This window comes from Edaphobacter acidisoli, from assembly GCF_014642855.1.
Taxonomy (GTDB): Bacteria; Acidobacteriota; Terriglobia; order Terriglobales; family Acidobacteriaceae; genus Edaphobacter; species Edaphobacter acidisoli.
On sequence record NZ_BMJB01000001.1, the window covers coordinates 2,077,354 to 2,098,810 of the forward strand.

17 protein-coding genes are annotated in these 21,457 nt (G+C 60.2%); 4 read left to right on the forward strand and 13 right to left on the reverse strand.

The genetic code is table 11. The features are described 5' to 3' along the window. Positions 1–59: 59 nt before the first annotated feature. Positions 60–1,346, reverse strand: coding sequence for a hypothetical protein (locus IEX36_RS08390; protein WP_188758899.1), 1,287 nt, complete (start codon positions 1,344–1,346; stop codon positions 60–62). 242 nt (positions 1,347–1,588) lie between these two features. Further along, positions 1,589–2,218, reverse strand: a complete 630-nt coding sequence (locus tag IEX36_RS08395) for a PEP-CTERM sorting domain-containing protein (protein WP_188758900.1) — start codon at positions 2,216–2,218, stop codon at positions 1,589–1,591. 349 nt (positions 2,219–2,567) lie between these two features. Between IEX36_RS08395 and IEX36_RS08400 the strand changes: the two genes are divergently transcribed. After that, positions 2,568–4,022, forward strand: a complete 1,455-nt coding sequence (locus IEX36_RS08400; RefSeq protein ID WP_229668805.1) for a CehA/McbA family metallohydrolase — start codon at positions 2,568–2,570, stop codon at positions 4,020–4,022. Between the two features lie 99 nt (positions 4,023–4,121). On the opposite strand, the gene ftsA is transcribed toward IEX36_RS08400, so the two are convergent. From ftsA to murC, 3 genes are all read right to left on the reverse strand, one after another. Further along, positions 4,122–5,351, reverse strand: coding sequence for a cell division protein FtsA (gene ftsA / locus IEX36_RS08405; protein WP_188758902.1), 1,230 nt, complete (start codon positions 5,349–5,351; stop codon positions 4,122–4,124). Next, entirely contained in the window at positions 5,348–6,694 is a 1,347-nt protein-coding gene (locus tag IEX36_RS08410) for a cell division protein FtsQ/DivIB (RefSeq protein ID WP_188758903.1), read from the reverse strand. The genes ftsA and IEX36_RS08410 overlap by 4 nt, the downstream gene beginning before the upstream one ends. Before the next feature lie 161 nt (positions 6,695–6,855). Continuing rightward, positions 6,856–8,256, reverse strand: a complete 1,401-nt coding sequence (murC, locus tag IEX36_RS08415) for a UDP-N-acetylmuramate--L-alanine ligase (protein ID WP_188758904.1) — start codon at positions 8,254–8,256, stop codon at positions 6,856–6,858. A 277-nt stretch (positions 8,257–8,533) separates the two neighbouring features. Between murC and IEX36_RS17660 the strand changes: the two genes are divergently transcribed. Further along, a complete protein-coding gene (locus IEX36_RS17660; RefSeq protein ID WP_308422288.1) occupies positions 8,534–9,514 on the forward strand; it encodes a YXWGXW repeat-containing protein in 981 nt (326 codons plus the stop codon). A gap of 70 nt (positions 9,515–9,584) precedes the next feature. Here the strand turns inward: IEX36_RS17660 and IEX36_RS08425 are convergent, their stop codons facing one another. The 6 genes from IEX36_RS08425 to IEX36_RS08450 all read right to left on the reverse strand — a co-directional run bounded on the left by IEX36_RS08425 (position 9,585) and on the right by IEX36_RS08450 (position 15,324). Next, positions 9,585–10,592, reverse strand: a complete 1,008-nt coding sequence (locus IEX36_RS08425) for a type II secretion system protein (RefSeq protein WP_188758905.1) — start codon at positions 10,590–10,592, stop codon at positions 9,585–9,587. 7 nt (positions 10,593–10,599) lie between these two features. After that, complete coding sequence (locus IEX36_RS08430; protein ID WP_188758906.1) at positions 10,600–11,196, reverse strand: hypothetical protein; 597 nt, start codon at positions 11,194–11,196, stop codon at positions 10,600–10,602. Beyond that, a complete protein-coding gene (locus tag IEX36_RS08435) occupies positions 11,193–11,855 on the reverse strand; it encodes a hypothetical protein (protein ID WP_188758907.1) in 663 nt (220 codons plus the stop codon). Before IEX36_RS08435 ends, IEX36_RS08430 begins: the two co-directional genes overlap by 4 nt. Beyond that, positions 11,852–12,553, reverse strand: a complete 702-nt coding sequence (locus IEX36_RS08440) for a PilN family protein (protein ID WP_188758908.1) — start codon at positions 12,551–12,553, stop codon at positions 11,852–11,854. Before IEX36_RS08440 ends, IEX36_RS08435 begins: the two co-directional genes overlap by 4 nt. Continuing rightward, positions 12,553–13,584, reverse strand: coding sequence for a type IV pilus biogenesis protein PilM (locus tag IEX36_RS08445; protein WP_188758909.1), 1,032 nt, complete (start codon positions 13,582–13,584; stop codon positions 12,553–12,555). The genes IEX36_RS08440 and IEX36_RS08445 overlap by 1 nt, the downstream gene beginning before the upstream one ends. A 105-nt stretch (positions 13,585–13,689) precedes the next feature. Continuing rightward, positions 13,690–15,324 (reverse strand): GspE/PulE family protein, encoded by a 1,635-nt coding sequence (locus IEX36_RS08450; protein ID WP_188758910.1) that lies wholly within the window; start codon positions 15,322–15,324, stop codon positions 13,690–13,692. A gap of 287 nt (positions 15,325–15,611) precedes the next feature. Here IEX36_RS08450 and IEX36_RS08455 point away from each other — a divergent pair, with 287 nt between their 5' ends. After that, positions 15,612–16,175: an HdeD family acid-resistance protein gene (locus IEX36_RS08455; protein ID WP_188758911.1), complete on the forward strand. Its 564-nt coding sequence runs from the start codon at positions 15,612–15,614 to the stop codon at positions 16,173–16,175. 785 nt (positions 16,176–16,960) lie between these two features. After that, the gene (locus IEX36_RS08460) at positions 16,961–18,454 is read left to right on the forward strand and encodes a sulfatase-like hydrolase/transferase (protein WP_188758912.1); all 1,494 of its coding nucleotides are present in this window, start codon (positions 16,961–16,963) and stop codon (positions 18,452–18,454) included. A gap of 48 nt (positions 18,455–18,502) precedes the next feature. Here the strand turns inward: IEX36_RS08460 and IEX36_RS08465 are convergent, their stop codons facing one another. After that, positions 18,503–19,699, reverse strand: coding sequence for a type II secretion system F family protein (locus IEX36_RS08465; RefSeq protein ID WP_188758913.1), 1,197 nt, complete (start codon positions 19,697–19,699; stop codon positions 18,503–18,505). Between the two features lie 117 nt (positions 19,700–19,816). Further along, complete coding sequence (locus IEX36_RS08470; RefSeq protein ID WP_229668806.1) at positions 19,817–21,433, reverse strand: energy transducer TonB; 1,617 nt, start codon at positions 21,431–21,433, stop codon at positions 19,817–19,819. Between the last annotated feature and the right edge of the window lie 24 nt (positions 21,434–21,457).

Genomic DNA, 21,457 nt, shown 5'->3' on the forward strand with positions numbered 1-21,457 from the left:
CGGACACCTCAAGGACGCCGAACATACTGTTTCCGTTCAACAACGACAAAAGACTTCGATTATGGGCAGGTAGAGCCTGTTGGCGTATAAGAGATCTCTCGGTCTGCCCAGGTAGTGAACGACGGCTTGGGCGTACTGCCATCGCCACAAAACATCGACCACCACTGACCATCAGGCTCCCATATCCGCGTGTAATAGAGGCGCCAGAAGCGGCTGCTTACTGTCCCGGTAAGGTCGAGCAGGAAAGCTGCGGTCTGCGCCTGCTGATCGTTCGTGGGATTCGTGGCATATGTGCTTCCGTTCTGACCTACACCGACTTCAGTGTCCCAGAAGTGAACGTTCGTCCAGGAGCTGTTGCCGGAGTGTATGGCAGTAGAGAAAGCGTCGTAGACCAGACGTGTAACGCAGTTGGAACTAGTGACGGTGTAGCAATTCGGCGTGCTGCCAGGGTTCTGCAGGTAGTGCAGATAATCGTTAGCATCGGACCACGCATGGTAGGAGAAGTATTCAGGACGGAAGCCGGAAGGAAGTCCGTATGCGGTGGCATCGTGGTTGAGATAGTACTTGAGGGTGTCGATATAGCTGCCATTCGGGCAAAGCGTCGTCGTGTCGTCGGCGCATTGCTGGACAAAATCCTCCCATCCATTCCCGTTGGAAGCAAAATCCCCGGCAGCGATGTCGCAGTTATTGGAGGGTATGCAGTAGTAGCGCATGGAGAGGTAGTAATCGGCGTCGGTGCGCGCTCCTATCTCATCGCCATTGTCGAAGCCATCTCCGCTGGTGGCAGCGTTGTTCGGTTCGTTCCATGGTGTGAACGCGAAAGTTCCGGTCCATCCTGGCCACGAGGCCGAAAGAAACGCCGCGAGAGCATTGCCGACTTCTACAGGATGTGGGATAGCCTCAACGTCCGTGCCCTGTGCGCATCCCGTGTAGTAATGGCAACTGACGCCGACTACCCACTTGAAGGTGATCAGCGCCTGCTGGCAGTGCCCCTGATACGCTGCGAGCCAGTCCTGCAGCCAGACAAGCGAGCCTTGAATGCTGTCATTGCCCGAGCCGGAAGGCTCCTCCGCGACATCCCAAGAGACGTAAGCGTGGCAACGCGTGACTCCCGGCATGGAACGCCCCAGGCCGGAGTAAAAAGCCTCTGTGGTGCTATAGAACTGGTCGATATAAGGGAGTTGATTGTCGGTGCCGGAAAAGTCGGCGCCGTTGAAGCCTACGTTTAGGTTCAGCGCGTTTTGCTGAGCGGTTTGCGCAGAAGAAAACCGCGGAAGTGCGGCTAGCGAAAAGACGGCAATAAGTATGAGAGCGCGGCTAAAGGACCGTGAAAACGTTGTCATCATCAAGATCACCTAAACCCATGAAATGTGCTTGTCTGGGGATCCAGAAGAGGAGCTGCGGCTGTTTCCTCAGAGGCACCAAGCATACTCCACCTGGAAACCAAGATAGAAGATGATTTAGAGACAAGCTCCCGAACAGCCTTCCAATGGCGACAGTGCTGACGCGGCAATTCAATAAAAACTGCCCCGCTATCAGCCAAACGGTGGCGAAAGCGGGGCAGTCGTGATTCGACCTTGCGAATCGTTTAGAAGAAGCGGCGACGCAGCAAGCCAGCAGCGCTCAGGACACCGGTTCCGAACAGAAGCAGCGACGACGGCTCCGGCACCGAAGGCGTATTGCTGAAGCTGTTAGCGGCAACATTACCCGTCTTGCCGTTGTTGCCAAAGATATCGGAGGCAAAGTAGTAGCCGCCTGTATTTGCAGTGAAGTCAGCGATCGTCACTCCGCTGGCGGATGTAACGGTAAATGACAGCGGCCCTGCCGGGTTGCTGCTCTTGCCACCCTGGCAAGCCGTGCAGGTTACCGAATAATCGAACGAGCCAAAGGTAGAGGCTGTATCCGGAGAGGGTCCAACGCCGAATCCAGTCGTAATGTTACCAATCGTGATCGCAGGGTTACTCGAGAGGTTGAATTCCAACGCATCGCCCGCGCCGGTTCCAGCAAAGCGCTCTGTGCCGTTCGCCTGATTCAGCGTGACCGTCACGGTTACCGTGGTTGAGTTGGTCTGGGACAGATCAACTGTGCCAAAGGGGGCAACACCGCAAGTACCACTGCAGCCATCCTGGTTGAGAACGAAGATTGTATCGGCGTGAGCAAGAGTAGCCGCCGACATAAAAGCAAGTGCAGAGCTAAGGAGAAGGATTTTCTTCAGCATTTCAATTTGCCTCTTTGTGATTTGCATTGAGCCCGAAATGAGCTTTCGTACGGCTTTGAACTATGCGCTCGTCGTCGATGACTCAAAACCACTTTTGAATAAAGCAATCAGCAGCCCAAATCCGAGCTGCTCGCGAGGCCGTTCGTGGTCAATCGAATCAGCCCCTTAGAAGCGCTCCTTTTGCACATGTGGATTTACCAAAGTGCAACTCTGCAAGTTTTTGCAAGGGAAATGGCCCACCTTTTGCCTTTTACGCGCATTAACCAAGCCAAGGTTTACGGTTAGGCAAATCTGAACAACAATGTATGGGATGAAATTTCCCAGCGCTTTATCGATAACCCTGCTTGCCATGCTTGTGTCTTCCACGTCGCTTGCGCAGAAAAAATCTCCTGATATCGCGCTCCACGGCACCATCACGCGAGCGCAGCAGAACGCCTATCTCGAAGTCCCCTTCACCGTCCCCGCAGGTCTCGAACGCATCACCGTCGACTTCCACTACACCGGCAAAGAGGACCACGCCACGCTCGATCTCGGCGCGCGCGATCCTGAGCGCTTCCGTGGCTGGAGCGGAGGTAACAAATCGAGCTTTACTATCGGCATCCCCGATGCGACACCTTCGTACCTGCCCGGCCCCATCCCCGCAGGCCGCTGGTATCTGCTGATTGGCGTCGCCAATCTGCGCCCAGGCAAATCCTCCACCTTCACCGCAGACATCTACTTCACGCGCAAAGGAGAAGCAGGAGGTACAGAGAGCTTCATCGACCACCCGCTCAGCACCGAGGCGCGCTGGTATCGCGGCGACCTGCACATGCACACTGCGCACAGCGACGGCACCTGCCCCAGCCAGTCCGGCAAATCTGTTCCCTGCCCGCTCTTCATCACGCTTGAGACCGCCGTCCGCGACGGCCTCGACTTCGTCGCCGTCACCGACCACAACACCATCTCGCACTTCAACGACGAGCGCGAGATGCAGCCCTACTTCGACAAGCTGCTCCTTATCCCCGGCCGCGAACTCACCACCTACTCCGGCCACTTCAACATCTTCGGCACCACTGACTTTATCGACTTCGAGCTGGGCAGCCCGCGCGCGCCCGATATGAACTCCATCTTCCGTGCCGCCCATCGCGTCGGCGCGCTTGCCAGCATCAACCATCCCGCCAGCCCTACGGGCGAGATCTGCATGGGCTGCGGCTGGTCGCCGAAGAACTTCGACATGCGCCTCACCGACGCGATGGAAGCCGTCAACGGCGACAACTCCGACCGAGGCCAGAACCACACCGGCTACTGGCGCGCGCAGCTCAACCGCGGCCTTCGCATCACGGCCATCGGCGGCAGCGACACGCATCGGCCCGTCCCGAAGCCCGGTGAACGCAACACCATCGGCATTCCCACGACGGTCGTCTACGCGACCGAGCTCTCAGTACCGGCAATCCTCAAAGCCATCCGCGAAGGCCACGTCTTCGTCGACACCACCGCCTCGCGCGACCGTCTGCTCGAAGTCACCGCAACCGCCAGCAACCAGACCGCGCACATGGGCGACCTGCTCACCGCACCCACAGGCACGAGCGTCGAGATCACTATCCACACCGCAGCCTGCACAGGCTCGAAGGTCGACTTCCTGCTCGACGGCAAATCCATCGCCGCTCTACCCGATCAATCCATCACCGCCGCAGACCAGACCTTCCACGCCACATGGCCAAGCGACGGCGCACAGCACTGGCTCGAAACCGACGTCCTCACCCCCGACGGCAGAATCCAGCTCCTCGGGAATCCTGTTTATCTGAACTGGAGATCAAAGCAGTAGTATCCGCACCAATCTGTCATTTCGACCGGAGCAGTGGACAGCTTCATCGTCCGCTGCGAAGCGGAGAAACCTGCTTCTCTACCACAACGTCCAACTCGGCTAAAAGCTTCCTGCAAAGATCGACTTCAACTTCTTCCGCAATCCCTGTTCTTCGCTCGCTCTGCGCACCTGCGTGCGATGCGTATAGAGCAGCATCCCAATTACGGCAGAGAACTCCGGACGAGCCAGCTCATCCGGCATTCGCGACAGCGGCACCGGCGAACCAATCCGCGCGGGAACACGCAGCAGGCTCTCCGCGTTATCGAGCAGCCCCGACATATTCGCGCCGCCGCCGGTAAACACGCAGCCCGCGCCAAGTGCCTCAAGCACTCCGCCGTCGCGCAGGTTGGTCCGCAGCATGGTGAAGAACTCTCGCGCACGCGGCTCCAGAATCTCCGCCAGAAAGCGCTGCCGCACCACACGCGCAGGCTGGCCGCCCGACATCGCGAGGTCGCCTCCAACTTCAATCTCATTCAACTGCGGCACCGCCGTCACCACCGAGTGCCCGTATGTCTTCTTCAAGTACTCAGCCTCTTCGACTGCAACGTGCAGGCCCACGGCAAGATCATTCGTGAAGTGATCGCCGCCAATCGGCAGCACCGCCGTGTGCGCAATCGAGCCCTCGAAGTACACGGCGATCTCCGTCGTGCTCGACCCGATGTCGGCCATGCAGACACCCAGCTCGCGCTCATCCGCGCTCAGCACAGCCTCCGCCGAAGCGATGCCCTCAAACACCGTATCGAGCACTTCGAGCCCCGCGCGGTTCGCGCACGTCACCACGCTCTGCGCCACGCCGCCCGAGCAGGTCGAAAGGTGCAGATTCACTTCGAGCTTCGTCCCCACCATCCCCACCGGATCGTGAATCCCCGCCTGTTCATCTAGAATGAACTCCTGCGGCAACAGGTGCAGCACCTCGCGGTCCGGAGGCAGCGCCACGGCGCGCGCGCGGTCCACCGCAGCCCTCACCTCTTCGCGCGTAATCTCGCGCATACGGCTGCCCAGGCTGATGCCGCCGCGCGAGTTCACCCCGCGCACATGCGTGCCGCCAATGCCCACGACTGCCGTCTCAATCGTCGCCCGCGCCGTGCGCTCCGCCGTCAACGCAGCGCGATTGATCGCCTCCGCCGCCGGCCCAAGCTCGGCGATCAGTCCCTTGCGCATCCCCAGCGAAGGCTCCACGCCGTGTCCGCGATAGCGCAGTACGCCGTCCTGTACCTCTGCCACCAGCACCGTGCTCTTCGTGCTTCCCGCATCGAGCACGGTAATCAGATTCTCCTGCTTCTGGTTCATCGTTGGACCGCCTGAGAAGAATGTTTTTTATGCGCAGCAGCCGTGCGCTTCGCTGCCGCATGTCCCTTCGTCTTTTTCGCAGGAGCATGAGCGCGCGGCTTTGCTCCTGCCTTCTTCGCTGGAACACTGTATGCAACCTCGCTCACAGCCTTCACTGACTTCGAAGATTTCGCGCCAGACTTCGCCACAGTGTTCCTTACGACAGGATGCTTCGCCGCGTGCCGCACCGGAGCATGAACGACCTTCGCCTCCGGATGCGTTGTTGCATGCGTTTCAGCCTTCTCCGGAACAGCTGGAGCGACTGGAGTCGAAGCAGGCGCAGCAGCGGAAGGAGCGGGAGCAGCAGCGCCGGCATCCTGAGCCGTACCCGGCTGCATCTCCAGCACAGCCTGCGTGTCGTAGCGCATGTCCACCGACGCCAGCTTCGGATAGAGCGTCCTCCACTCCGGCAGGTGCTCTTCGAACTTCTGATACCGCTCGAGGAAATGGTCCTCACCAAAGTGAACCAGGATGTCCGAGCCATCGGTCGAGATCAGAGCCTTCAAATCCTCCGGGCTCGACAGATCAACCTCGCTGATGCCATTGAGTGCCTTGTCCCCGCCGCCTTGCAACTCACTCGTGAACTGCTCGAATATCTTCATCCGCGCCGCCCGCGTCGAAAGCGGGTCGCTCGCCGAGATCCCCGTCACCACAGGAAACGAATAATGCGCATCGCCATTCGCGCCTGGAGGCATCCCCAGCAGCACGCCGTTCGCATCCACCAGACCAATCCGCGATCCGTTGCGCACAAACGCCACCGGCGTCCGCTCCACAACCGACACGCGCAGATGGTTCGGCAGCAACCGCATCACCGTCGCATGAGCGACCCACGGAATCTGCTCCAGCTCCGCTCGACGCTCGGCCAGCGGCACATAAAAGATGTTCCGCTCCACGTCCTCGCCAAACACATTCAGCAGCTGGTCGCGCGTCGCATGAACATTGCCCACAAACTCAATCGCCGAAGCCGACGGCACCACAAACCGCGCATCGTGCATCAGCCAGTTACGTGTGGCCATCCCCGCCAGGGCACACACCCCCATGCATGCCAGCGCCGCAACGCCAGCCGCAATGCGTCCCCACTTCGTGCGTGGCAGCCCCCAGCGAAATTTCAGTCGTAGCCCACGCGGACGCGCGACAGGTATGTCGTCTCCGCCGAGAGGATCACCCCACTCATCGGCAAAGTCTTCCGTGAAGTCACGGCGCAGCTTTCGCTTCGGCGTCACAGACGACCGTCTCGGCGCCGCCGTCTCCGGAGCATAGTCCTGCTCCGGCGCATCCAGCACCGCCGTACCACGCTTCGACATTCCGCTGCTATTTCGCAAACCCGAGCAAGGCCGCGAGAATCGCCATCCTGACTATAACCCGCCAGACAGCCCTCCCGGCTCACCTTCATCCCCCACGTACCCATTCAGGAACTCACCCAAAGAGGCCTCCCGGGAATCGGTGACACCCGCGCAAATCGGTGCTAGCCCTTAGTTAGCGCTTCGAGCAACATCGACCCAGCCTGCGACACACTCCCCGCACCCAGCGTCAGAATCACGTCACCCGCACGAGCCTCGCCAGCCAGCGCCTCAATCGCCTCGGCAACCGAAGCAGCGTACTTCACCCCAGGCCGCGCAATCTCCCGCACCAGAGCCTCAGCCGTCACGCCGGCAATCGGCTCTTCACTCGCCGCGTAGATATCCAACACCTCCACACGATCCGCATCGCCAAACGCCTGCGCAAACTCCGTCATCAGATCACGCGTCCGCGTAAAACGATGCGGCTGAAACAGCACCAGCACGCGCTTATATCCACAATCCTTCGCCGCACTCAGCGTGGCAACAATCTCCGTCGGATGGTGCCCATAATCATCCACCACCGTCACGCCGCGCACCTCGCCCTTCACCTGAAAGCGCCGGTCCACGCCGCGAAACGTCTCCAGTCCCGCCGCAATCTGGTCAGGAGCGACGCCCAACTGCACCCCAATCGCCACCGCCGCCGTTGCATTCAGCACATTGTGCCGCCCCGGAACATGCAGCCGAAACTGTCCCAGCGCCAGCCCCTTGTAATGCACCTCAAACGACGAGCGGCACCCATCCTGCTTCGGCAAAATCTGCAGCCGAAAATCCGCATCCGCGTGCTCGCCATACGTGAACACCTTCCGTCGCACCCGCGGCAACACCTCACGCAGCAGCTCGTTATCCATGCAGGCCGTCGTCGCACCATAAAATGGCACGCGGTCCATGAACTCCTCAAACGCGCTCTCCACATCCGCCATATCGCGATAGCAATCCATGTGCTCGCGATCGAGGTTCGTCACAATAGCCAACACCGGCGACAGCTTCAGAAACGAGCGGTCGCTCTCATCGGCCTCGGCCACCAGATACTGCGAGTTCCCCAGCCGCGCATTCGACCCCATCGCGTCCACGCGCCCGCCCACCACCACCGTCGGATCGAGCCCACCGCCCGCCAGCACCGCCGCCACCATCGAAGTCGTCGTCGTCTTGCCATGCATCCCCGCCACCGCGATGCCGTACTTCAGCCGCATCAACTCCGCCAGCATCTCGGCCCGCTGAATCACCGGAATCTTCCGCGCCCGCGCCTCCACCACCTCGGGGTTCGTCTTCGATACAGCCGAGCTCGTCACCACCACATCGCTCGCCGCCACATTTGAAGCCGCGTGTCCTTCAAACACCCGCGCGCCGAGCCCCACCAGCCGCTCCGTCACCGCCGACCGCTTCAGGTCGCTGCCCGAGACCGAATACCCCATCGTCAGCAGGATCTCAGCGATCCCGCTCATCCCAATCCCGCCGATCCCGATGAAGTGAATCCGCTGCGTCGGCGCAAATAAAAAGTGTCTTGAAGAGGCTTGAGGCACAAACATCCTTCCACTCTAGCAGCGCCGTCATCGCAAATCTCGACACAATCCCAGACGACATGCGGAAGGCCTGAAATCGTTGAAGGTTGGGGTTAAACCTTGCAACCCTTTTGCTATGAATATCCATTCATTTCCGTGCAACAATTTTTCCAGGTTCGTGTCTAATTAACCGAGTGCTGGACCCGGAGCAGACTGCCGGGCCGGAACTCGATCTCGCGGTCCGCGAAACCCGGCGCTCCCATGCTCTGCCGGCCAAACGAAGGACCGAGCGAGAAGGTAAACCATGACGTTCACCCGTGCCCTCAGAAACACCCTCACGATAACAGCCATCGCTGGAGCGCTCATCGCCGCGCCGATTGCCGCGATGGCGCAGGATCAGTACGACCCCAATCAGGACCAGTACGCCCAGAACAATCAACAGAACAACCAGTCCTACAGCGAGGCCTATGGCAATCAGCAGCCACAGGGCCCCGTCACGCAGCAGGCCCCGCCAGCCATTCCTGACTATCAGCAGCCGCCTTCGCCGGGCTACGGCTACATCTGGACTCCGGGCTACTGGGCGTGGACCGCTGACGGCTACGTCTGGGTTAATGGCACCTGGGTTCTGCCTCCCTACGTCAACGCGCTTTGGACGCCTGGCTACTGGGGCTGGGGACCTTACGGCTACTTCTGGAACGCCGGATACTGGGGCCCATACGTCGGCTACTACGGCGGCATCAACTACGGCTGGGGCTACTTCGGCGTAGGCTTCTACGGAGGCTACTGGAACCACGGCTTCTTCTGCTACAACCGCGCCTACAACAACTTCCGTAACTGGGGCGGCATTCGTGGCGCCTACGACCGCCCGTATCACGGCTTCTCCGGGCGCGGCGGCGGCATTGGCTACGTGCGCGGCACGGCACGAGGAACGGCGTGGGCTGGCAACCGCGGCTCATACGTAAACGGCCGCAGTTTCGCCAACCGTGGCGGCGCAAGCTTCAACCGCGCTTCGAGCTTTGCATCGCGTGGCTCGAACTTCAACCGTGCACCGAGCGGCCAGTTCCGCGGCAACTATGGCGCAGCATCCCACTACGCTGCACCGCGCAGCTATTCCAGCGCGCCACGCGGTAACTACAGCGCTCCGCGTAGCTACAGTGCACCGCGCAGCTATGGCGGCGGTGGTAGCTTCCATGGTGGTGGAGGCGGCAGCTTCCACGGCGGAGGCGGCAGCAGCTTCCACGGCGGAGGCGGCGGCGGACACGGCGGCGGTGGCGGGCACCGCTAAGTTGCCGAATCAAAAACCATCGGGCTGAGGATCAACTCCTCAGCCCGATTCTTTGTTTGCTCGAATGGAATCACTGCGGATTGTTCGTACTCGGAGAAGGTGAGCTAGAGCCGTTCGATGAAGGCGAACTCGATCCCAACCCGCCGCTGTTGCCGAAAGACGACCCCGAGCCAAAGCCGGAGCTCGATCCTGAACCAAACCCAGAGTTCGAATTCGAGTTTGAGCCTGAACCAAAGCCCGACGCAGACCCTGACCCGAAGCCAGCCGCAGTCGCCGAGCCAGCGCCCATCATCGCGCCCTGCGCCTTCAACTGCTCGATCCTTGGGTCGTAGATGAACTCCCACGTGTTGTAGGTCGTCTGCTCGTTCAACACGACGATCGAGTCACCATCCTTCGGCAGCCCAACCCCCATCACCGGACCTTCGCTCCCAGTGAAGCTCGAAGCCGACGTGCTTGGAACTCCACCTGTGGAGTTCGACGAGCCCTGTCCTGAAGAGCCAGCCTCACCGGATGTGCCCGAGCCCAGACCACCACTCGAACCCAATCCACCCGAGGAGAACGAAGACGAGCTCGAGCCAAACGACGAGCCGCCCCCAAGCGAAGACCCCGTCCCACCACTGTTCCCAAACGCCGAGCCGCCCGATTGCGAGCCGGGAGTTCCCGCCGAGCCAAACGACGAAGCCATCCCAGCCGCCGAGCCAAGCCCAGAGGTCTGAATCCCGGCCAGCGGCTTGCCGAAAAATCCCTTCACTGTGGTCTTGTTCTCGCCCACCTTGATGATCCGCCAGTCCGATTTGCCTGTCATCGGATCAATGTATTCCTGGCGCAGAAAGCGGATGTTGTTCGACTTCTCCAGTTGGTCCATCGAACCCGGATAGTGACCGAACTTCCGGTAATACAACTGAATCGCCCTGACATACTGGTTGCCGCGACGCACCGTCTCGACCTCGCGCTCGCGCCTGAGGCCGCGCGCCATCTTCGGAGCAGCCACACTGAGCGCGAGGAGGATCAGGAAGATCGCCACCATCAGTCCCAGCAGCAGGAAGCCCTGCTCGCCCGCTCTTTCCTCAGTGTTCATCCGATCCTCAACGCCCCAGCAGCGGCAGTGTCTGCTTGTTGTTGTCGGTCAGGTCTTCGACCACGATGCCGTTCGCCCCGATCGAGTCCACCTTGTACCGCCGCGCGACGATATCGCCTGCCGACGCAAGGTACACATCCTCGCCCTTCAGCAGAAACGCGCGCTTCTGTCCACCAGCCGAGGTCTCCGTACCAAAGAACTTCAGGTCAATCGGCGGCGGTGGTGGTGGTCCCACCGGAGGCGTGTACACCGGCACAACCGGCCCCTTCGGACGCGCCGGCGCAATCGGCTTCGGGATATCGACCGGAGCAGATGCAGCCGAAAAGATGTTCCGCCCGCTGCCCGAATACACCAGCGACTCGGTCCGCAGCATCGGCCCCATCCTCAGCGTCGGATCAAGCTGCGCCGCAGTCGTGCCCACATTCTTCGCCGCGCCATTGGTTGCGCCAGCAGAGCCGCCCGTGCCCGTCGTCGTTACCACAGGCGCAGCAGAAGGCGCAGGCGCGCTGTCGTCACGCAGGTTGTAGTACAGAACGCCAGCCATCAGCAGAACGAACACTGCAATCAGAGCGGCCTTCTTCTGGGTGTCGGGAGTGATATTCATCGCCCACCTCCCGCCGGAGCGCTATCCGCAGCATCCACGCTCTTCTCTGTCGTCTCGGAGCCGACTGGCTGCCGCAGATATGTCGTCATCCGCAGCCGCAACCCTACCGTCCCACTCTGCTCTCCGGTCAGCGACACACCATCGATCAGGAAAAACATCTTGTCGCGTTCAAGCGCATTGATGAACGTCACCAGCGGACGATAGTCGCCTGTCAGCCCCGCATCCATCCGCACTTCAGTCAGGGCGCCCGACGAGCCAGCCATCACTGGAGCGTACGTGTAGCCCACGCGCGTCAGCCTCACGCCATCCTTCTTCGCCAGCGCGCCAAGTTCGCCCGCAACCTCAGACGTCGCAAACGGAAGCCGCTGCTTGTAGAACTTGTTTGCATCGGTCGTCGCATCGGCCAGCTTCGTGTCCAGCCCTTCCAAAGGCTTCTTGGCAATCTCCGCGGTCTTCATCGCGACGGTCTGCTGCTCCAGCGCATCTGCATTTTGGCTGCTCGCCGCACTCCACGCAAAGAAGATATGCGCCAGCAGGTAAAGATTCACCAGCACCAGCACAGCCACTCCGGCGAAGTGCAGGTTCAGCAGATTCACAAGCCCGCGCAGCTTCTCTGTCGTCTGCTCCGTCGTCGCGGGACGCTTCGTCATCACGGTCATCGCGTCCCTCCAGACTTCTTTTGTGCAGACCTACTGCTTGAACTCTTTTGAGATGGCTTACCACTTGAACTCTTTTGCGAGGCTTTATCGCTTGAAGCTGTCGTCTCCGGCAGTGGGTTGTAGCCGCTCAGAATCTCAAACACGACACCGCCAGGAGCTGCCATCGGTCCGCCACGGCTCGCCTCTGCTTGCGTCATCGCAGTCTCGCCGCTTAGACGCGGAGACACAAACCGCTGCGAGGTCTCAAGGTTCCGCACCAGTTGCACTGCCTTCTCGCGGTCGCCGCTTACGCGCAGCCGGATGTTCACGTCGCCTTCCTTCGTCATCACCGGATCGATGCTCGTCACCTGAACGCCCATCGGAAGCACACGCTCCAGGTCCATCATCACGGCGGTCCAGCTGAAGCTCTTCTCCGCGAAGAGCGTATTGAGAAACCGCGACCGCTCCAGCACCGCCATATTTTCCGGCTGGTGCATGCGCGCTTCATTCATCTGGCGTTCGTGCTGGAACTCCGTCGTCTTTGCCTTCAAGGCGTTCATCTTCGCGCCAGCAACAGCAGCTTTGGCGTCCAGGACATGAAGAGCAAAGCCCAGCGCAACAGCCAGCGCGACCAGCAGCAGCATCGCCAGCCGCAGTCGCGCGAATAGAGGCCGCAACTCAACAAAGGGACGTGTCGCAAGATTGACTGCGATCTTCATCAGTTTCTGAGCGCCCCCCGCACACCGGCCAGCCAGCCGCGCGGCACCGCCGCCGTCACTGCTCCGGTCTCAATCACACCTGCATCCACCGTCTCGCGCACGCGCAGCCCTTCCATACCGTTCTCCTGCATCAGCGCCGCGAGCATCTCCGCGCCCAACGTCCCTGCAGAAAGTAACGTGTCAGGCGTCGTCTGCAACGTATCTTCAAAGTACGCTGCCGCTACACTCACGGCCTGCACCACCTCGCGGGTAGCCGACTCGTGCGCTGTCTCTGATTGCACCACACCGGTCTGCATCGCCGCCTCGGCTTCAAACGGATCGCTCTCTCCGCCCGCATGAACAGCGGCGCGACTCTCTACCTCCGCCTCGCCACCCATATCCACCGACCGATGCAGCAGCAAGATGCCAGCCTGAACAATCGCCGTCGTTACCGAACCTTCACTGGCATTGACCACAAGCACTGGCGCCTCTGACTCATCCAGTCCTGCCAGCGCGGCCAGTGTGCTCGACAGCACTGCGCCAGGCTGGTAGCCAGCAGCCGTCACCGCGGCTTCATACTCATCCAGAACATCCTTCGGCATCGCGATTGCCAACACGCGCACTGCGTCTTTACTCGATGACATCACCTGATAGCTCACCGCAGCGGTATCCACGTCGAACGGCACAAGCTTCTTCAGGCGAAAGCGCACCACCGGCATCGCTTCAGTCTCTTTTGATGGCAGCGAATCGAAGTCCAGCAGCAGCACACGCACCGCGGCGTCCGGAACCACCAGCGTCACATCGCGCGAACGGTCCATTCCGCGCCCAGCCACGCCTTCCAGCGCCGAGCGAATCGCGCCTGCAACGCCGGCGCGGTCGGCCACATTGCCCGCCTTCAATCCCGGGGCAACTGCGCCTTCGGCCAGATCGGCGCGCGACACGGCCGTCAGGATCGCAGCCGCGTCCTCTGCCCGCGCCGCCACGACACCTTCGGCCCGGACCTCGATGGCCAGCCGCGGCCTTGTCCCTAATGTTTTCGGCAAAAATTCCATTCGTCCAAGACTACCTTGTTCTGGGCCAACTCTCTCGAAAGGCCCATTGACTACACTGCTCCCTGCACCTGCCTCAACCCTACACCCTGAGCCCTGGACTTTTCCCTACCGTCCAGCCTCAATAAACGTAACTTTATTAATCTCTTTGAGCGTCGTAACCCCTGCACGGACGCGCTCCAGCGCCGAGTCGCGCAGAAACGCCATTCCCTTGTCGCGCGCCTTCTTGCGAATCTCGCTGCCCGGCTTCTTTGCCAGCAGCATCTCGCGAATCTCGTCGTCCAGCTCCAGCAGTTCGTGAATTGCAGTCCGCCCGCGATAGCCCGTACCGCCGCACTCAATGCACCCTGCTCCTTCACGGAACGTAAAGTCGCGCCACTCGTTCGGCTCCAACCCGCTCGCTATCAGGTCGGCATCGCTATAACGAACATTGTGCACGCAGAAGTCGCAGATCTGCCGCACCAGCCGCTGTGCCAGAATGCAGTTCAACGCCGAGACAAAGTTGTACGGCTCGACGCCCATGTTCAGGAAGCGCCCCAGCACATCGACCACATTGTTCGCGTGGACCGTGGTGAAGACGAGGTGCCCGGTCAGCGCCGAGTTGATCGCAATCTGCGCCGTCTCCGCGTCGCGGATTTCGCCCACCAGAATCTTGTCCGGGTCGTGGCGCAGGATTGAGCGCAGTCCGCGCGCAAACGTCAGCCCCTTCTTCTCATTCACCGGAATCTGCGTGATGCCGCGAATCTGGTACTCGACCGGGTCTTCAATCGTGATGATCTTGTCTTCTTCAGACTTGATCTCGTTCAGCGCGGCATACAGAGTCGTCGTCTTACCGGAACCCGTCGGTCCCGTCACCAGCACCATGCCGTAAGGCTCTTTGATGTAGCGGCGAAAGCGCTCAAGATCGCGCGCCGCGAAGCCCACTACATCCAGCGACAGCTTCTTGAACTTCTCCGACATCGACTCCTTGTCGAGCACGCGCAGCACAGCGTTTTCGCCATGCACCGTCGGCATAATCGAGACGCGAAAGTCGATCAGCCGCCCTTTGTACCGCACACGAAAACGCCCGTCCTGCGGCACGCGCCGCTCGGCGATGTCCAGTTCGCTCATGACCTTGATGCGCGAAAGAATCGTCTGGTGATGCTCCCGCGCAATCGGAGCCATCGCCTGCTGCAACACGCCGTCGATGCGGTACTTCACCAGCAGCGAGTCATCGAACGTCTCCAGGTGAATGTCCGAGGCGCGCCGTTCCAGTGCCGTGAAGATCGTCGTATCCACCAGCCGAATGATTGGCGAGATGTCGTCCTCGCTCGTCAGCCGCTCGATGGAGATGTTCTCGTCGCCAAGGTCCTCGCTCGAAAGCACATCGAACGCCAGGCCCTCGCTGGCCTCGTCCAACACGCGCTGCGACTGCTCCGTCTTTTTGAGCAGCTCGGTAATCTGCGAGAGCGTCGCCACCCGCGTCACCAGCCGCTGCCCCAGCAGGCCAGCGATCTCGTCGAGCACCATCAGCTTCGATGGGTCCGACACCGCAATCGCCAGCCGCCCATTCTCCTGCTCCAGCGGCACGAAGTTGTAGCGGAACATCATGTCCACCGGCACGCTCTTGAACAGGTCGTGCGAGATCTTGAAGTTCTTCAGGTCAACAAACTCCGCATGATAGCGCCGCGCAAGCATCTGCGCGCGCTCCATCTCGTCCATTCCGGGCTCATTGATTGGTATCGCCAACGGCGCCATTGCCATATCCGTAAGACTCCTCTTCCACCCAACCGTCACTTACACTTTCCGGTTAACTCCCGAGCATCTCTAGTCCGGTCGATATACTCTCGGCAACATAACTCTGGGGCAACCGGCCTGTCCATTCCAGCAACCAAATCAGTGAGTTCCACAAAAACTGGCTACGCGGGCCCTGGCCGGGGCTGGTATCAACCTGGCCAAGCTCTATTATTCAGGATGCGCTGTATCGAAAGCTATGTCTCTTTGACGCCCCGGACACCAGTTCATCTACATCTTTCGGAGGACGCGCCAACATGAGTACTTCGCCCAACCCCATCGCCGCCATCGTCCACAAGTCCCTGGGATGGTCCATCGCCCTCAGCATCCTGCTCATCATCCTCGGCCTGATCGCCATCGCCGCACCTGGAATCAGCGGCATCGGCGTCACAATCTTCGTTGGCTGGCTGCTCATCATCAGCGGCGTCTTCCACCTCATCTTTGCCTGGAAGGTCCACGCCACCAGCAGAAAAATCTGGGAGATATTGCTCGGCATCATCTACATCATCATCGGTATCGACCTGGCGCTGCATCCGGTCTCCGGCCTGCTGACCCTGACCCTCGCGCTCGCCATCTATCTGCTATTTGAATCAGCGCTTGAGTTCATCATGGCCATCCATCTGCACCCCGCGCCCGGCTGGGGTTGGACGCTCTTCGACGCCATCATCACCCTCATCCTCGCCTTCATGGTCTGGCGCACCTGGCCGGTCAGCAGCGTCTGGGCCATCGGGACACTGGTCGGCATCAGCATGGTCTTCAGCGGCTTCTCCCGCCTGATGCTCTCGCTCGCTGCCCGCCGCATGATCTCGGCTACGGCATAAAGCCAGGTGAGAACCCACGTCCTGCTTCTGGGACATGGGTTCTCACCGAGCCTGACCTCCGGGATATTTCTCATTTGCTTCGTGAGCCCGTTGATACGCGGGCCATCAAATTCATACAAATCACGCACTCCAGTACCAGAACTCATATTTGCTCTTGTAACAATGTCATAGCGGCCGTGATGAATCGTTGGTTCCACTTTGAAGTCCCAACCATCGGCAGACAACATAAGATCACCTGTCTGCCGGTCAAATACCCATACCGGACAATTTCCGGTCGCACCGCACACGCCCGTTCCGGAGTCTCCATTCGACCCCCAAACACGAATAGCCTTGTTTCCCTCCGGGCTCAACCTGATCATGTCCACTTCAAAGGCGCCCAAAACCGAATGCGCCAAGCCACCTGACGCCTCGTATTCGGCATTCAACTCGCGATAAATACGGGCCTTTACAGATGCAGGCACCTTAGCGGTTGCCAACGTGTTCCTCGTCGTCCCACGCGTCGCCTGACCGGCCACATCGCGCAAAGCCACAAAATGAATCGCAGCAAACAGAAATCCTGCCATAAAAAAGAATTCTGCCTTTCGCGTGAGAAACATATCGTCGCACTCTCCTACATTGCGTAAACAGCCTACTGCATCCCAACCGCGCTCAAACTGAAGATCGGCAGAGACAACGCCGGGCCCCCATCCTTCGCGAAGAGCGGGAACGTACACCCTGCGCCATCCAATCAACGAACAATCGAGTATCCTTGTGGCGCAAACAACCTCACCGAAGGCACGGGCCCAATGACCATCAACCGCCGCAACTTTCTCGCCTCCGTAGCCGCGACCATTGCGCTTCCCAAAGCCCAGGCCGCTGCCCCCGCGCCACAAGCCACGCACCGCCCCGACACCGGCAAGCGCCCACGCAACGTCGTTCTGTTCATCTGCGACGACCTCGGCTACGGCGACCTCGGCTGCTACGGCTCACATCTGCCCACGCCAAATCTGGACCGCCTCGCCGCCGAAGGCATCCGCTTCACCCACTTCAACTCCGCGCATCCCATCTGCTCGGCCTCGCGCGCCGCGCTGCTCACCGGCCGCTACGGCACCCGCAGCGGCGCACGCGGAGCCTTTATGCCCCACTCCACCACCGGCCTCGCGCTCGACGAGACCACGCTCGGCGACCTCTTCCACCAGCGCGGCTTCGCCACCAAAGCCATCGGCAAATGGCACCTCGGCGACGCGCCCGAGTACCTGCCCACCCATCGCGGCTTCGACTCCTACTACGGCGTCCCCTACAGCGTTGATATGTATCCGCTGCCGCTCATCCGCGACACCCAGATTCTCGAAGAGGACACCGACCGTACCGTTCTAACTTCGCGTTACACCGAAGAAGCGCTTACGTCCCTCAATCAGCAGCACGAACAGCATCCAGACAAGCCCTTCTTCCTCTACTTCGCCTTCTCCTATCCGCACGATCCAGCCCGCTCCTCGCCGCGCTTTCGCGGAAAATCCGGCTTCGGCGAGCAAGGCGACGCCATCCATGAGCTCGACTGGGCCGTCGGCCAGGTCGTTCAATCCCTGCGCACCAAAGGCCTGCTCGAAGACACGCTCGTCCTCTTCACCAGCGACCACGGCCCCTGGTTCCAGGGCTGCCCCGGTTTTCTGCGCGGCAGAAAAGGCTCGACCTTCGACGGCGGATTTCGCGTCCCGCTCATCGCGCACTGGCCAGCCGCTATCCAAGCTGGTCAAGTCTCGAGTACATGGATGTCAAACCTCGACATCCTCCCCACGCTTAGCTCGCTCTGCGATCTGCCCGCATCACCGAAGCCGCTCGACGGCATCGACATGAAGCACACTCTGCTCGGCGCGCCCGAAGAGCCCACCCGCAAATCCCTGCTCTACTTCACGCCCATGACCGCGCAGGGGATGGACTTCCACTGTGCTCGCAAGGGCGACTGGAAGGCCCGCTTTGCGCAGCTCGACGGCGGCGAAATCTACATCAACGACCACGGCCCCGCTCGCAAAAGCTCATGGCTACCGCACACCGAACTCTACAACCTCAAAAAAGACCCCGCCGAAGCCTACGACGTCGCCGCACTCCACCCCGAGATCATCGCCGAAATCCTCCACGACGCCGAAGCCCAGATCCAGACCATGCCCGAACCGGTGCAGCAAGCCTTCAACGAACTGCGCCAGAACCCAGCCAGCATCACCACCCCACCCGGAGCCGCCGCCCGCATCCCATCTACACAACCGCTTCCCCCGTGGGTCTGGGAACCACCCGACCGCCGCTAGATCATCGCCTTGATGCGCGGCACGCAGTCCACCTCGTGCCGTGCAAGCTCAGTGCCCCATCCCGCCCGCGCTCAGGCTAAAGATCGGCAGATACAGCGCAATCAGAATCGTCACCACGACGATGCCCATCACCACCAGAATCGCCGGCTCAATCAGGCTCATCGCAGCCGTCAGGTTCGTCTGCACGTCCTCTTCAAAAAACTCCGCGACCGAGTTCAGCATCCCGGGCAGCGCGCCTGTCGATTCGCCCACCTCAATCATCTCGATCGCCAGCTCCGGAAACACCTTCGTCTTCTCCAGACTCGCCGAAAGCCCCTTGCCCTCACGCACCGTCTCCACGCCTTTGAAGACAGCATTGCCAATCTGCCGCGAATCGATCGACCGCGCCGCCGTCTCAAGCGACGGCACCAGCGGCAACCCGCCCGAGAGCAGCGTCGAAAGCGTCCTGGCAAACAGCCCCACCTGGTACTTCAGCCACACCGGCCCAAACACCGGCAGCGAGATCCGCACCTTATCCAACGCCGTTGCACCTGCATCCGTCTTTGCCCAGCGATAAATCAGGAAACCCGCAGCAGCCACCACCACAGCCACATAAATTCCGTAATGCTGCGCGTTCTTGCCGAGCGCCAGCAGAAACAGCGTTAGCGAAGGCAGCTTCGTCCCCAACTGCTCATACAACTGCGCAAACCTCGGCACCACAAACGTAATCAGAAAGATGAACAGTGCAACCACCATCACAACCAGCAGCGCCGGATAGATCAAACTCGCCTTCAGCTTCTTGCGAAACGTCAGCGACACGCGCTGAAAGTCCAGATACCGCTGCAACACCTCTTCCAGATTTCCCGAGCGCTCGCCCGCCAGCAGCGTCGTCGTATACACGACCGGAAACCCACCCTGCGCCTCAAACGCCTCCGACAGCGCCTCGCCCGTCTTCACCCGCGCAGTGACATCCTCAAGCTGTCCGCGAAAGTGCACGACCTTCTGCCGCTTGGCCAGCAGGTCCAGCGAGCCAAGAATCGGCAACCCCGCGCGAATCAGCGTCAGAAACTGCTGGTTGAACACCAGAAACGTCTCCAGTTTCACCTTCTTCTGGCCCCCGCCCATCGGCCCGCGCGCCTTCACCGAATAGACGTAGTAGCCCGCCTGCGTAAACCGCGCACGCAACTCTTCAGCCGTCGCAGCAGTATGCATCTGCTCCTGCACCCGCCCACGCTCATCGGCCAGCTTCACCACAAACTCAGTCATATTGCCCGGCTACGCCTCCGCACACCCACGTCCATCTTAGACGTTCCGCGGCAGAATTCGCCCCCTCCAGGCATCTACAACCTAATGTGCACTTAACTTGAATCTACCGAACACGGTCTAACGCACTTCATCCGTAAACTGGCGTTTATATTCATGGCCTTTCAAGACAAAGTCGCTTTTGTTAATTGTGCTGCTTTCCTGCAGGCTGCCAACCTTGACTATCATCACAACTCCACCCTTCGCTCGCACTACGATTGACTGCGCCACCTGCGCTCCGTCAAATTCCACGAAATTGCCCCGAGTAATGTGAACCCCCGCGTCCACCGCCTGCAACAGCCATCCGTTCTGATCGAACCAGAACGCTCTTGAATTCCCTTCGACCATCTTCCCGGAGGCATCTTCCGGCCCGGTAGCAACCCGTACCGTGGAGATATCCGCGATATCTTCACGCTTCATCCGCCAATCCGACTCAACAAACGTATCCAGCGCCGGAATTGGTTCGATCACCTTGAACACCAGTCTCAGCAGAGCCGCATCTGGTCCTTCCGCAAGCTGATATCGCTTATCTCCGTTCTGAGTCCGCACATAGTGGCTCTTGCCGAACCATGCCTCTCGCCTCCACTCGCCTTCGTTCACCCAGATGTCTTCGTATCTGCCGTCGGCGACCTTTCCATCACTCCCCATAGCTTGAAACGTAGCGCTGAGCGAATAGGGCGTCCCAGCGCCCGCTGCTGGAAATCCGGCCTTTCTTCCGCGCTCAAAGTAATTCCGTGCGCTGTCGAAGTTTTCCGTTCCAGCAGGCCGAGTCGTTGTGAAGGGCAGCGTCATCGTGCTCACAACCTGCACCGGCACACCATTCACAAGATAGGGTTTGAATCTTTGCTGCATGATCCAAGCCCGCGCAACATCGCTTAAACCAGGGTTGTCGCTAACTATTGTCCCAACATTTCTCACGCGGCCTTCTCGATCTACGACAATCTCCGTAGTCAGTACGCCAGTCAACGGCCCATTCGCTAAAGACGGCCACGGCACCGGATCGCTCGCAATCATGTTTTTACGCAGTGCGGGCTCATCTACAACCAGAGTGCTGATCTGTTGTGCATCCCCTCCGCTGGCTGTGGCATCGAAGAAATCCGCCGGTTCCGACCCCAGGTCCTCCAGCAACACAATCTTCGCATCGCCGATCGCGCGAGCAACCATGCGCCCATGGAATTCCTGATAGTCGTGAAAGTCCCCACTCCAGCCCACATCGCTTCCATAAACCAACAACCCTGTACTGTTGGACAGCGCAACCCCGGCGCCAATCCCCTTTGACACCGTCCCATCGCTGCCCATAGTCATCCACTGGGCGTTCGTCTGGCCCATGAAGCTCCGAACGTCGGCCGATTTAACCTCTTGCAAAACATGGTCAAGGGGAGGCACTGGATCGATCAGCTCTACTGCCAGACTCCGCAACCACTCAGGAAAATATTCCCCTTCATTCTTCTGCCAGACTTGTCCATCATTCACAATCTCAACCTGATGAAACTCGGGTGACCTCACCTCGCGACGCCAGGCCTCAGGAGACTTCCACCAGATCTCAATCTCTCCTGATCGATTTAATGCCTTGTCACGATCAGAAACAGGAGTAATCTCGGCCTTCAGATGAAACGGCTTTGTGCCCGCCTGATCTAACCGGCTGCGCTTGACCGCCTTTTCAACATCCTTTGACACATCGTCCGCCCGAAGTGTCACCGAGCAGAGCACTCCCATGAGGCC